Source organism: Prochlorococcus sp. MIT2308, assembly GCF_059772345.1.
In genome coordinates, this window is record NZ_CM186283.1 from 26,911 (window position 1) to 40,150 (window position 13,240).

The window sequence follows — 13,240 nt, forward strand, 5'->3', positions numbered from 1 at the left end:
TTGATTCGCCATTAAAGGAATATTTTAAAGATAGTCAAAATTTATCTTCGATTAAATAGTTTATCCAAATCAAATGAGTACAAACTTTTTAGTTCCTGAACCTACGCCTCAGCTAATAAAAGTTGCTGAGAGTGCAAAAGAAGCTTCTATCTTGCTTGGTCAATCCACTAACGAAAAGAGGTGTGAGGCTTTGACTGAAATGGCAAATGCTTTGAATAATAATGCCGAGGATATATTGAGAGCTAATAGTCAAGATCTTGAAAGATCAGAAAAAGAAGGGTTGAATAATTCACTTTTATCAAGACTGCAGTTAACAAAAACGAAACTCAAAGGGTGTATTGAAGGGGTTTTAAAAGTTTCAAATCTTGCAGATCCAATAGGTAAAAGACAACTTCATAGGAAATTGGATGAAAACCTTATTCTTGAGAGAGTAACAGTTCCATTAGGAGTATTAGGAGTGATATTTGAATCGAGACCAGATGCATTGATACAAATAGCATCTCTTGCTGTTCGTTCTGGAAATGGAGCCTTATTAAAAGGAGGAAGTGAAGCAAAAGCTACAAATCAAGCAATAATGAATTCTCTCGACAAGGGGTTAAAAAAATCAGATGTTGGTTCAGGTGCGTTGTCTTTACTCACTACACGTCAAGAAAGCTTAGGCTTACTTCGTTTAGATCGGTTTGTGAATTTGATAATACCTAGAGGTAGTAATGAGTTAGTCCAATTTATTCAAGAAAATACACGTATCCCTGTCCTAGGGCACGCGGATGGGATTTGTCATTTATATGTGGATAATTCTATAGATATTGATAAAGCTATAAGCATAGCTTTAGATAGTAAGATTCAATATCCTGCTGCTTGTAATGCAATTGAGACATTATTAATTCATGAAGATATTGCTGAGATATTTTTGAAAAAAGCCTTGCCAATTTTTTCCAATGCAGGAGTAACTCTTAAGGGTGATGCAAGGAGTCAATCTTTAGGGGTAAAAAATAAGGCTGATGAAGTGGACTGGTCTACTGAATATCTTGATTTAATTCTTTCAATAAAAATTGTTTGTAATGCAGATGAAGCTATTGAACATATTCGTAAATATAGCTCTCGTCACACAGAGGCGATAGTTACTGATAATAAGGAAGTTGCTGAAAAATTCTTAAGTTCGGTTGATAGCGCAGGTGTTTATCATAATTGCTCTACTCGATTTGCTGATGGTTTTCGATATGGGTTTGGAGCTGAAGTTGGTATAAGTACTCAGACTCTTCCACCAAGAGGACCAGTTGGATTGGAAGGTTTAGTTACCTATCGCTATTATCTCAGAGGTGATGGTGATCTTGTTAAGGATTTCGCTTCTGGAGATAGAAGCTTTTCTCATACTGATCTACCATTATGAGCCAATTTAATAATTTAAGCGCAATTCATATAAAAGACTTAGATCTTTGGGCTCATGTAGGTGTTTTAGAAAGTGAGCGAATACATGGTCAAAGCTTTCTTCTTGATATAAGTTTTTGGTTGGATTTGGATGAGTCATCTAAGCTTGATCAATTAGATAAATCAATTGACTATAGCGAAGCAATTCAAGCAATTAAAAAACTTTCATTTGAGATCAAATGCTTGACGATAGAATATTTTAGTGATCAAATTTTGAATCTTCTTGAGTCTCTATATGGTCCAGTTCCAATTCATATTCTTCTGACAAAATGCTCTCCACCAATACATGGATTTACTGGCAGTGTTCTTGTCGAAAAAAAAAGAAATTTCTCATTGCCTATTAATTAATTGGACACAAACGCAAGACCAATTTTTTTTATTCATGGTTTATGGAACAATCCTAAATTATTTGAAAAATTAATTAAAAAAATAAATGAAGATGATTATGAATTGTATAGACCACATTTGCCACACAAGTATGGAAAAACATCTCTTAGGCGTCTAGCTCGAGATCTTGATTCTAAGATTGAGGAACTAGTGGGGTCTGAAATTGAAATAGATATTGTTGGTTTTTCAATGGGTGGATTAGTTAGTAGGTGTTGGTTGCAAAATCATGATGGTTTTTTACGAACTAAACGTTTCTTTAGTATTGGTACGCCGCATTTTGGTACTTACACAGCTCAAATGATCCCTTCATTTTTGATGCCGGGTATTGCAGAGATGAAAAGAGGAAGTAGTTTTTTATCTCAATTAAATAACGATCAGTCTTATTTAGAAAAAGTTGAATGTACTAGTTTTTTCACAAAATGGGACTTGATGTCATTCCCAGGCTGGCAGTCAAAACTCTCTATGGGTGAATCTTATCACTTACCTGTATTAACACATAAAGAATTGATTACCAATTCTAGTTCTATAGATATTTTAGTCAAAAAGATTTTTAATGATCGCTAATTAAGCCCACTATGTCGTATTAAAGCTTCAGTAGAGGGAAGTCTACCTCTAAATTGTTCGAAGACCTTGCTGGGGGAACGACTACCCCCAAGACTTAGAATTGAATCGCGATATTTTTTGCCAATTTTTCTAACTTCAGCAATATTACTAAGTCCTGCCTCCTCAAAAGCGGCAAAGGCATCAGAACTGAGCACCTCAGCCCATTTATAAGAGTAGTATCCTGCAGCATAGCCACCAGCAAAAATATGACTGAAGGCACATAGGAATTGATCTTCTGGAATGGGAGTCATCACGGTTGTATTCTCTGCGATTTGTCTCCGCAATTCATCTGGGGAAATTTCTGAATCTTCATCCCATTGACTATGGAGCTTTAGATCAGTAAGAGCAAAATGTATTTGTCTTAAAGTCGCAAGACCAGTATTAAATGTTCTGCTCAATCTCAATTTATTGATTTCGGATTTTGGTAATGACTCTTTGTTTTCCCAATGAATTGCTATTTCAGAAATTGTTTGATCTTCTAAGCACCAATTTTCCATAAATTGACTTGCTAATTCGACAGCATCCCATTCAACGTTATTAATTCCGGCTGCTTGTGGGTAGCTTACAGTTGTAAGCATGTGTTGTAGACCATGACCAAATTCATGGAAAAGGGTTTCTACTTCTTCGAAGCTCATCAAACTGGGTTTGTCAGCAGTAGGAGGCGTTTGATTGCAGACTAAATAGGCTACAGGGAGAACAATATCATCTTTCGTTTTTTGATTTCGGCACAAACATTCATCCATCCAAGCACCTCCTCTTTTTGTCGCAGGACGACTGAATGGATCTAGATAGAAAGATGCAATTTTCTGACCATCTAAATTTTTAACATTGAAGAAACGGACATCTTCATGCCATAAAGGTGCTGTATTACTCGCTTCTTCAATTTCAATTTCAAAAAGTCTTTTGCACAAGTTAAATAGACCATTAAGAACTTGATCTAAAGGAAACCATGGCCTTAGTTTCTCTTGGTCAAGGTCGAATTTCTCTTTGCGTAGAACTTCAGCCCAAAAGCTTACATCCCATGGAGATAGCTCAAAATCTTCGCTTTCTCCATTTCTTATGGCACACTCACGAAGATGTATAACTTCTTTTTCAGCATGAGGCATTGCAGCTGATCGTAGTTCTTCTAGTAATATCTCGACAGCTTCTTCATTATCGGCCATCTTTGTTGCCAAACTAATTTCACACCAGTTTTTATATCCCAATAGTTTTGCCTGCTTGTTTCTGATGGTTAGAATTTCTTCAATTATTTTTTTGTTATTCATCTTCCCATCGCTAGCTCTGCTTACAAAGGCTCTATAAACTTTTTCTCTGATACGTCTATCTTTTGCATAAGTTTGCAAAGGAATGTAGCTAGGTAAATCCAAGCCAACTCTCCATGGTCCGTTTGATGGTGAAGGATCATTACCTTCTTCATCTTTGTCACCCGCCTCCTTTGCGGCAAGAGACAATGTTTCTCGGGCTCTTTCAGGTAGGCCCTCGACTTCAGACTTGTTTCTTAATAAAAGACTCCAGTTCTTGGTCGCATCTAATACGTTATTGCTAAAAGTCGTTGATAATTCAGCTAATCTCTCACTACGAGCATTAAATAAAGCTTTTTCATCAGTTTCAAGACCAATTCCTTTGTTCTTCATTGTTATCAGTTCTGTCTCAATTATTCTTATTTGAGTTTCATCTTTTATGTTTCCATGCTCTTTTAAATTTAAGAGTGCCTTAAAAATTACTTCGCTTTGAGCAATCTGATTACTAAATCTAACGATTTTAGGTTGTTGATTTGAATGAACTTCACGCAGTTCAGTTGTATTGCATACAGCATTAAGATGACTTACAACCCCCCAACTCCAACGAAGCTTTTCGCCTATTTCATAAAGCTGAGGCATTACATCTTCCCAGCTCAAGGATTTATTGGTTGTTAATTGTTCATCGAGTTGTTCTTCTAACTTGTTTAAGTTTTCATTTAGTTCTTTTATCAGTTTTGGAATATTTTTATTGATCTCATCAGGGGTGATTTTATTGTAATCAGGAAGACCTTGACCTTCTAAAAGTGCTGATGGCTTAATTGAAGTCATTTTTTAGGTTCAAAAACTAACTTATAGGTACAAGGTTATTGGTAATTAATGATTGTGCGAGAGCATTTGTTGATACCTCATATAAATCAATAGCTATTCTTGGCCAAAAACCTATTACTAATGTAGGAACTAAGAGACTTAAACCTATGGAAAGCTCTCTAGCATCCATTTCTTTAACTATAGATAGAGCGGGTATTCTAGGGCCAAAGAATACTCTTCTGCACATTGAAAGAAGGTATATGGGAGTTAAAACCAGTCCAATGGCTGCCAAAAGAATTGTTATTGCTCTAAATAAAGAAGTGAATCCTTCTTGACTAGTTATACCTAGAAAAACTGTGATTTCACTTATAAATCCACTCATTCCTGGCAAGGCAAGTGAAGCTAAAGAACTGGCTAAGAAAAATGCAAAAGTAATTGGCAAAGCTTTCGCTAGACCGCCCATGTTTGGGATTGAAAGAGTGTTGGTTCTTTCATAAAAACTTCCAGTAACAAAGAACATTGCAGCAGCAATAAGTCCATGGCTAATCATCTGGAGCATCGCTCCACTTATCCCAAGTGCATTAACAGCACCAATTCCAACAAGTACAAAACCCATATGACTTACAGAACTGCAGGCAATGCGCCTTTTTACATTGTCTTGGGCAAAAGCATTTAGAGCTCCATAAATAATATTTACTATTCCAATGATGATCAGAGCTGGAGCGAGTATTAGATGAGCATCCGGTAAAATTTGTACATTGAATCTTATTAGAGCGTAACCTCCCATTTTTAATAAAACACCAGCTAGCAACATTGAGACCGGTGCATTTGCCTCTCCATGAGCATCGGGCAGCCAGGTATGAAGTGGAAAGATAGGAAGCTTTACTCCAAAACCAATTAAGAAACCTAAATAACAAAATATGCCAAAATTACCAGAAAAAGATTTGGCTGCGATTTCACTTAAATTGAAGGTGAATTGATCTCCGGAAAGAGCTAAGGCAAGACCACTAAGTAGTATCAAAAGGGAAGCAAGTGCGGTGTAGAGAATGAATTTTGTCGCTGCATAAAGTTTCCTTTTTCCTCCCCAAATAGCAATTAGTAGATAAACAGGAACAAGCTCAAGTTCCCAAGCTAAAAAGAATAGTAGGAAATCTTGTGATAGAAAAACTAAAGCTTGGGCTGAAGCTTGAATCAATAATAAAGCAAAGTAAAGCCTTGTTTTTTGTTTTACTTTCCAACTTGCAGCTGCAGACAAAAAAGTAATTAGCCCGCTAAGAACTACTAGCGGTGCAGATATTCCATCTACTCCTAATGACCATTCAAGTCCTATGGAAGGAAGCCATTGAAGTCTTTCTACTAACTGCAAATTTTCGCTGCTTGGATCAAACAAGTTGGCAAAAGCCAATACAATAATTAAAAAATCGGCTAATAAAATAACTAGAGCTATGTTTCTAGGCAGATTAGAATTTTTACTTTCTTCTTTTGGGAGGAAAGGCATTATCAACGCTCCAGCTATGGGTAGGAGCACAATGAGTGAAAGCCATGGAAATACTGTCTGAGAATCAATACTCATAGGCAGATTGGCATCCATAATTTGGGGCAAGTCAGCCATAAAGCTATCAGTTTTTGTTTGTTTTCATGAAAAGAACTACCCAAAGGTGTTTGAAATACATTCGCTACCTCTCAGTTGAAGGCTCATCAAAGGGGCACGACTTGCTACACCAGCAGCTTCCCAGGCTTTGACCATTGCGACACTGACTTCTCGGCCTCTAGTCGCTTTGCACAAGGCAAGAATGCTTGGGCCTGCTCCACTAATTGCACATCCTAGGGCTCCAGCAGCCTTTGCTGCTTCTCTTACCTCTAACCCACCTTTGATCAATCCCCATCTGTAGGGTTCATGAAGCTTGTCATGCATACCATCCGCAATTAAATCCTCATTACCTGTTCTCAGCCCTTGAAGTAGAAGCGTGAGGGCACCTAAATTGATTACTGCATCATTAACTGGAATGTTCTCAGGCATTACACGTCTTGCTTCACTTGTACTAAGGCGAATGGATGGAATTGCTACTACCGCTTTTATTGATTGATCCCAATCACAGCGGACTACGCGCCACCTGTCGTTTGCGGTTTTAGCTGTTACGCAAAGACCTCCTATTAATGATGGAACAACATTGTCTGGATGCCCTTCTATATCTATTGCTAGTTCTAGCAATTTTTCCTTTGGCAAAGGGTATCCAGCAAGTGCATTCGCTCCAACCAGGCCTGCAACGATCGCAGTAGCACTGCTTCCAAGGCCTCTTGCAGGAGGAACGGCTAATTTTACTCTTGCTTCAAGTGCGACAGGTTCAACACCTGCAGTTCTCCACACTCGTTGTGCGGCTCGATAAAAAAGATTCTCAGGGCCGCCTCTTAAATGATTGCCCTCAGTACTTTCCATTATTAATTCAAACCTTTCAGCATTACCCTCAATTCTTTTAATTGTGAACTGATTGGAAAGATCTAATGCTGCACCAAGGCAATCAAAACCTGGACCAATATTGGCAGTAGTAGAAGGAACCTCTACCACGACAGTTTGTCCTATTTTTGGCGGCCCCATGTTTTTATCCTTTAGCTAAGTCTCCCATTTGATTCGGCACTTAAGCGTGCTCTGCAAGCTGAACTGAATAATGTCGCTTCTGGATCTTTAAGAACAATCAATGGGATTTCCTTTAAATAAGATTGAAAGCGACCCTTATTACTAAATGCATTAAGGAAGTTAGAAGAGTTTATTCCATCGAGGTTTTTTGCAGCTGTTCCACCTGAAATCCATAAGCCTGAAGAGCAAAGTTCTTGTAAAGCAAGATCTCCAGCCGCAGATCCATATGCATTCAGCCATAGTTGCAAAGCTTCAGACATTAATTTGTCGCCTTTATTTGCTTCTTCCCAAACAAGTGCAGGTAAATCTACAAAATCTGATTTGTCATTATCCATTTTTTTTAAAGTTATTTGAAGTGGATGGTTTTCATTTTTGGAATCATCCAATTTCCATCTAGCAATCATCCCAAGGCCCGTCCCACTAACTATTTTTTCAATTGATATTCTTTGAATATTTAACTTCTTTTTTAGCCATTTAACTAATTCCCATTCGTTTTCTGTTCTCGGGGAAAATTCTCCGTGGCCCCCTTCACTTGGAAATATAAAAATGCTTTTAGGTGTAATTAATCCTCTGGACATTCCTAAGCCAGTACCAGCTCCAATAATTGCGATTAATTTCTGATTAGTTTTGTACTCAGAATTTAATGTTCCTTGGATTACTTCATATTGGGATTTTTTGAAAAATGGTATTCCATATATCAAAACTGAGAAATCATTTATTAATTCAATATTATTTATTTTTGAAAGCTGAGATAATTTTTCTGTTTCGATATCCCATCCAAGATTTGTAACCTTCACTTTTTCACCTTTTATTTGTCCTGCTACTCCAATACATCCATATTCAGGGAGTGATATATGTTCTGGTAAATGTTTAATAAAATCTTCAAATATTGAGTATAAAGATTTCCATTCTGAGGAAATATAGTACTTTTCAAATAATTTTTGTGGATAGTTCTCGTTTGAATAAACAGCTAATATTGTTTTAGTCCCACCAAGGTCACCAGCAAGTAAATTCATAAGTTATAAAAATTGTATTTAATTTAGGATTGATTAACTTGTAGACCTTTTTTGCTTATTGATTCGTCAATTATTAATTTAAACTTGTCTATAGTCATATTTCCAAGATCTTTACCTTCTCTTGTTCTTACTGAGATTTCATTTTTCTCTTCTTCTTTATCTCCGATAATTATCAAGAAAGGTATTCTTTGCATTGTATGTTCTCGTATTTTGAAACCGACTTTTTCATTTCTGATATCAATTTCAGCTCTGAAACCAAGGTCAACTAATTTATCCTTAGTACTAAAACATGCTTCATTATTTCTATCGGTTATGCCCATAATCATTATTTGAATAGGTGATAACCATGTAGGAAAATTTCCTGAATAATTCTCAATTAAAATCCCAATAAATCTTTCAAAAGAACCTAAAATAGCTCTGTGAAGCATTACAGGTGTTTGTTTCCTCCCCGTAATATCTATATAACTTGCATTAAGCCTTTGAGGCATGGAGAAATCAACTTGAATTGTTCCGCACTGCCATACTCTGTTGAGACAATCTTTTAAAGAGAATTCTATTTTTGGACCGTAGAAGGCACCCTCTCCAGGGAGTAGTGACCAATCCAATCCTTTTGAATCAAGTGCATCAGATAAGGCCTTTTCTGATTTGTCCCAGATATCATCACTCCCAACCCTTTTCTCTGGTCTTGTTGAGAGCTTAATAAGGATTGAATCAAAGCCAAAGGTTTTATAAACCTCAAATACCAAATCAATAAAATTTTGTACTTCTTCTTGGATTTGTTCGTCTGTACAAAATATGTGTGCATCATCTTGAACAAAATTTCTTACCCTCATTAAGCCATGCAGTGCACCAGAAGGCTCATTGCGATGACAAGAGCCAAATTCAGAAAGTCTAATAGGAAGATCTCGATAGCTTTTTAAACCTTGATTGAATATTTGTATGTGGCATGGACAATTCATAGGTTTTATTGCATATTCCCTGTTCTCTGAAGTTGTGGTAAACATATCTTCTTTAAACTTCTCCCAATGGCCTGATTTCTCCCAAAGACTCCTATCAACTACTTGCGGAGATTTAACTTCTTGATAATCATATTTTGTAATTGTTTCCCGAATAAAATCTTCTAAAATTCTATAAATAGTCCATCCTTTAGGATGCCAAAAAACCATACCGGGTGCTTCCTCTTGCGAGTGGAAAAGTGAATACTTTTTCCCTAACTTTCTATGATCTCTTTTCTCAGCTTCTTCAATTCTGGAGATATATTCTTTTAATTCTTTAGAGCTTTTCCAAGCTGTTCCATATATTCTTTGTAGCATTTCATTTTTAGAGTCTCCGCGCCAATAAGCTCCGGATACTTGCATTAGCTTAAATACTCTTAAATGTCTTGTATTTGGAACATGAGGGCCTCTGCACATATCAATATATTCTTGATGCTTGTATAACTTTATGGTTTCATTGTTAGGTATACTTTTAACTATTTCTAACTTGAAAGATTCACCTCTATCAGTAAAAACTTCCGTTGCTTTCTCTGGACTAACTATTTCAACAATAACATTATAATCTCTATTAACTAACTCTTTCATTCTTTCTTCAATTTTGAGAAGATCATCAGGAGTGAATGTATCTTTGTAAGAAATATCATAATAAAAACCATCTTCAATTACTGGCCCTATTGCCATTTTTGCTTCAGGGTATAATTGTTTTACAGCATGTCCAAGAAGATGAGCGAATGAATGTCTAATGATTTCTATTCCTTCATCATCTTTAGATGTAATGATTTGTATGTGAGAATTTTGAGTTATAGGAATACAAGTATCGATTAATTCCCCGTTTACTCTCCCCGCTAACGCTGCTTTTGCCAAACCGGGTCCAATTTCTGTTGCTATTTGATCAATTGTGACAGCGGAATCATATTTTTTTTCAGTTCCATCAGGTAATGTAATTATTGGCATAATTTTCTACAAATTTGGATAAAATCCTAGAGCATCTTTAACTCTCTTTAATGTTAACTTAGAAACTTCCTCTGCAGTAAGTTTCCCTTTATTTAGTATTCTTTTTAACTCTTCTGGTTCATTCATTAGTTCTTTATATTTTTCTTGAATAGGCTTGAGAACGTTAATCATTGCCTCTGTAAATTCTGGTTTGAATTTACCCCAGCCCATTTCTGCGCAATACTCAGCTGCTTTTTCTCTGCCTAGTCCTGAAATTATAGAATAAATTGTTAAAAGATTATCAGCTTCAGGCCTTAAATGATTTCCGAATTCTAATCCTAATTTTGAGTCGGTTTTTGCACGTTTTATTTTTTTAGTAATTACATCTGGACTGTCTAATAAAGTAATCCTACTATTCACGTTTGGGTCGCTTTTACTCATTTTCTTTGTTCCATCTGTCAGGCTCATGACTTTGGAACACTCTTTCAAAATTAAGGGATTTGGAACTTTAAGTATCGGATTCTCTTTTGTTCCGAATTTTGAATTAACTCTTTGAGAAGCGATATCTCTTGCAAGCTCTAGATGCTGCTTTTGATCTTCTCCAACAGGAACCAAATCAGCATCATATAGAAGAATATCCGCTGCCATAAGGACTGGATAATCTAATAATCCAATAGATACATTGTCACCTTGTTTAATTGACTTTTCCTTGAACTGAATCATTCTCTCCATCCAGTTTAAAGGAGTTAAGCAATTTAATATCCAGCAAAGCTCGCTATGAGCACTTATCTGACTTTGAATGAATATTGAGCATTTATTAGGGTCCATCCCACAAGCGATATACAAAGCCGCTGTAGATAAAGAATTTTGATAGAGAGATTTTGGGTCATGCGGAGTGGTTATCGCATGAAGATCAACAACGCAGACAAATGTTTCGTAATTTTGTTGTAATTCAACCCAATTTTTTATTGCTCCAAGCCAATTACCAATATGAACGTCTCCAGTGGGTTGAACACCAGATAAGACTCGCTTCTGATTCACTTATCCTTGCTCGCTTGTATTTGTGGAATCATCTTCATTTGAACTTGCTTCTGTAGCTTGATCGTTATTTTTTTCTTTAGGATCTTGAGCAACATTGTTCGCCTGATCAGTATCAGCGACCTCTTGTTCTTTAACTGGTTTTTCTGGTCTTGCAAAAGGGTTGGGCTTAGAGTTTACTGAGTTGTTATCTTCACCGTTATAGTTTCCTCTGCCTCTCCTTTGGTTATTGGAGGGAGCTTGAGATCTATATTCGTTTACTAAATTTTCAAGATTTCCATCTTCAAGCATTTGTGCAAGAGTTCTTACTGCGAAACCAAGCACTGCGACAGTAGAACGAAGATTGAAGGCTTCTTGCAACGATCTGGCTGCTCGCATTTCATTATCACTTAAGCGAATGCGAAAGCCTCCCTCCCTATTGTTAGGACCTCGGCCACCTCTGAAATTATTACGGCCATTTTGTCTTTGGTTTTGGAAATCGCCACCACCTGACTGATTATTGGTGTAAGAGTCACCCATGAACATATTTGCCAATAGGGGCAAGTGTGACGCATAGCCGGTACTTTTGCGACAAATTTGAATATCTTGATTAGCACTTTCACATCTTATAAGATTGATACCAGTAGAAAAACTCGATTTTCTTTAGGTATAAATTTATCTTTTTAAAAACGTAAAACCTTCTTTCTTTGCGGTTATTAAGGGAAAGTTTGCTTTAAAATGAAAGTTAGCTAAGAAGAAACTGTAATTATTGAAATATGGAAAATCATTCATTAACAAAATCGCCTCTTACCTTGACTTCTTTTTCTATTCCGAAAATTAGTCTTTTTATTGGGCTAACAATCACCGGTCAATGGGTTTTGAGTGATGTGGCCCACATACCTGGAGGTGGATTGGGTTTGCTATTAGGACTTGCTTTGATTTTTTATTTTTTAAAACCAGGGAAAGTTTCATTTGATGCTCCCTCCACTGTTCATGGATGGGTAAGAAGATGCCATGACGTTTTAGAGAATTTTGAGTACTTACTTGAAGATGGGGAGCAAAGTGAACTAAAAAAAGAAAGAATAAATTCCTTGCAAAAAATTATTGACAGAAGCGAAATTCAAAACATTGGTTTCCTGAAAACAAAGGGCGTAAAATTACCTGATAAAGAGCAATTAGAAAAAGTTTTATTAGTCAAAAAACAAATAAAGGTTTCTTTACCACCAGCTCTTCCTGTAAGAGATCCCAATTGGATTTTGCCTGATTTAATCCAAGAACAAGATTTTATTGTTTATTCTTTGTCACTTCCAATGAGTGCAGCTGATCTTTTGTGGATTAAAAATATCCCTACTGATCAGCCGGCCTGGCTAATGGTTACAAGTAAAGAATCTACTGACTGGTCTGATGAACGAAATGCATTAGAGGCCCAATTGCCAGATAGATGGAATAATAGAGTATTGAAATGGAATGGATCTCAAGCAGAAATGGAAACGGTTCTCTCTCCAATTAAAAAACTTCTTGAAAATCCAAAGAAAAATACTGACATCACCAAGCAAAGACTTTTATCTCGATTACATACTTCCTGGCAAAAAGATTTAGAGAAATTAAGAAGGGAAAAATTCAAGGTTATTCAAACAAGATCACAGTGGATTGTGGCTGGGATTGTTTTCGCCTCCCCTGTCGCTTCAACTGATTTGCTTGCAGTTGCAGTTGTTAATGGCTTGATGATCAAAGAAATGTCAAAAATATGGTCTTCCAAAATGAAGCCAGAATTACTTGAGGCAGTATCAAGACAGCTAGCAATGGCTGCAATTGGTCAAGGAGTTGTTGAATGGAGTGGACAGTCCTTGTTGAGTTTGGCAAAGCTTGATGGTTCTTCTTGGGTGGCAGCTGGAACAATTCAGGCCTTGAGTGCTGCTTACTTAACAAGAGTAGTTGGAAGATCTATGGCCGATTGGATGGCTCTCAATAATGGAGTTACTCAGCCTGATTTAGAACTTATTAAGCAACAAGCTCCTCAAATAGTATCAAAAGCCGCTGAGCTAGAGAGAGTTGATTGGGTAGCTTTTTTAAAGCAATCAAAAGAGTGGATTCAGTCTCAATCTAATAATTACAAAGTTAAATCAGTTTGATCTTATAACTTTCTATCTAGTATATTTCTGATTTATATTTAAAAAG

At 36.5% G+C, this 13,240-nt stretch carries 11 protein-coding genes; 4 read left to right on the plus strand and 7 right to left on the minus strand.

Translation table 11 applies throughout. From position 1 onward, the window contains the following. The first annotated feature begins 73 nt into the window (after positions 1–73). From AC6EIW_RS00135 to AC6EIW_RS00145, 3 genes are read left to right on the plus strand one after another with little or no spacing between them, the layout of a single operon-like run. Complete coding sequence (locus AC6EIW_RS00135) at positions 74–1,390, plus strand: glutamate-5-semialdehyde dehydrogenase (protein ID WP_498520640.1); 1,317 nt, start codon at positions 74–76, stop codon at positions 1,388–1,390. Next, the gene (locus AC6EIW_RS00140) at positions 1,387–1,776 is read left to right on the plus strand and encodes a dihydroneopterin aldolase (protein ID WP_498520641.1); all 390 of its coding nucleotides are present in this window, start codon (positions 1,387–1,389) and stop codon (positions 1,774–1,776) included. Before AC6EIW_RS00135 ends, AC6EIW_RS00140 begins: the two co-directional genes overlap by 4 nt. Beyond that, positions 1,777–2,379 carry an esterase/lipase family protein gene (locus tag AC6EIW_RS00145; protein WP_498520642.1) on the plus strand — a complete coding sequence of 201 codons (603 nt, stop codon included), beginning with the start codon at positions 1,777–1,779 and terminating at the stop codon, positions 2,377–2,379. It abuts the gene before it with no gap. On the opposite strand, the gene AC6EIW_RS00150 is transcribed toward AC6EIW_RS00145, so the two are convergent. From AC6EIW_RS00150 to AC6EIW_RS00180, 7 genes are read right to left on the minus strand one after another with little or no spacing between them, the layout of a single operon-like run. Next, positions 2,376–4,487, minus strand: a complete 2,112-nt coding sequence (locus tag AC6EIW_RS00150) for a M3 family metallopeptidase (RefSeq protein WP_498520643.1) — start codon at positions 4,485–4,487, stop codon at positions 2,376–2,378. The genes AC6EIW_RS00145 and AC6EIW_RS00150 overlap by 4 nt on opposite strands. A gap of 16 nt (positions 4,488–4,503) precedes the next feature. Then, positions 4,504–6,057, minus strand: coding sequence for an NAD(P)H-quinone oxidoreductase subunit 4 (locus AC6EIW_RS00155; protein ID WP_498521655.1), 1,554 nt, complete (start codon positions 6,055–6,057; stop codon positions 4,504–4,506). A gap of 57 nt (positions 6,058–6,114) precedes the next feature. Beyond that, positions 6,115–7,062 carry a homoserine kinase gene (gene thrB / locus AC6EIW_RS00160; protein ID WP_498511334.1) on the minus strand — a complete coding sequence of 316 codons (948 nt, stop codon included), beginning with the start codon at positions 7,060–7,062 and terminating at the stop codon, positions 6,115–6,117. Between the two features lie 11 nt (positions 7,063–7,073). Next, on the minus strand, positions 7,074–8,117 hold the full coding sequence (locus AC6EIW_RS00165) for a glucokinase (RefSeq protein WP_498520644.1): 1,044 nt from the start codon (positions 8,115–8,117) through the stop codon (positions 7,074–7,076). 23 nt (positions 8,118–8,140) lie between these two features. Beyond that, positions 8,141–10,066 (minus strand): threonine--tRNA ligase, encoded by a 1,926-nt coding sequence (gene thrS / locus AC6EIW_RS00170; RefSeq protein ID WP_498520645.1) that lies wholly within the window; start codon positions 10,064–10,066, stop codon positions 8,141–8,143. Between the two features lie 6 nt (positions 10,067–10,072). Continuing rightward, the gene (gene trpS / locus AC6EIW_RS00175; RefSeq protein WP_498520646.1) at positions 10,073–11,086 is read right to left on the minus strand and encodes a tryptophan--tRNA ligase; all 1,014 of its coding nucleotides are present in this window, start codon (positions 11,084–11,086) and stop codon (positions 10,073–10,075) included. Next, positions 11,087–11,608 carry a DUF8668 family protein gene (locus tag AC6EIW_RS00180; RefSeq protein WP_498521656.1) on the minus strand — a complete coding sequence of 174 codons (522 nt, stop codon included), beginning with the start codon at positions 11,606–11,608 and terminating at the stop codon, positions 11,087–11,089. It abuts the gene before it with no gap. Positions 11,609–11,838: 230 nt separating this feature from the next. Here AC6EIW_RS00180 and AC6EIW_RS00185 point away from each other — a divergent pair, with 230 nt between their 5' ends. Further along, on the plus strand, positions 11,839–13,194 hold the full coding sequence (locus AC6EIW_RS00185) for a YcjF family protein (RefSeq protein WP_498520647.1): 1,356 nt from the start codon (positions 11,839–11,841) through the stop codon (positions 13,192–13,194). Positions 13,195–13,240 lie beyond the last annotated feature (46 nt).

Coding starts and splice junctions, on each gene's coding strand:
- thrS (WP_498520645.1), bottom strand. CDS start 10,066: ATGCCAATAATTACATTACCTGATGGAACTGAAAAAAAATATGATTCC.
- thrB (WP_498511334.1), bottom strand. CDS start 7,062: ATGGGGCCGCCAAAAATAGGACAAACTGTCGTGGTAGAGGTTCCTTCT.
- AC6EIW_RS00165 (WP_498520644.1), bottom strand. CDS start 8,117: ATGAATTTACTTGCTGGTGACCTTGGTGGGACTAAAACAATATTAGCT.
- AC6EIW_RS00155 (WP_498521655.1), bottom strand. CDS start 6,057: ATGGATGCCAATCTGCCTATGAGTATTGATTCTCAGACAGTATTTCCA.
- AC6EIW_RS00140 (WP_498520641.1), top strand. CDS start 1,387: ATGAGCCAATTTAATAATTTAAGCGCAATTCATATAAAAGACTTAGAT.
- AC6EIW_RS00135 (WP_498520640.1), top strand. CDS start 74: ATGAGTACAAACTTTTTAGTTCCTGAACCTACGCCTCAGCTAATAAAA.
- AC6EIW_RS00150 (WP_498520643.1), bottom strand. CDS start 4,487: ATGACTTCAATTAAGCCATCAGCACTTTTAGAAGGTCAAGGTCTTCCT.
- AC6EIW_RS00180 (WP_498521656.1), bottom strand. CDS start 11,608: ATGTTCATGGGTGACTCTTACACCAATAATCAGTCAGGTGGTGGCGAT.
- AC6EIW_RS00185 (WP_498520647.1), top strand. CDS start 11,839: ATGGAAAATCATTCATTAACAAAATCGCCTCTTACCTTGACTTCTTTT.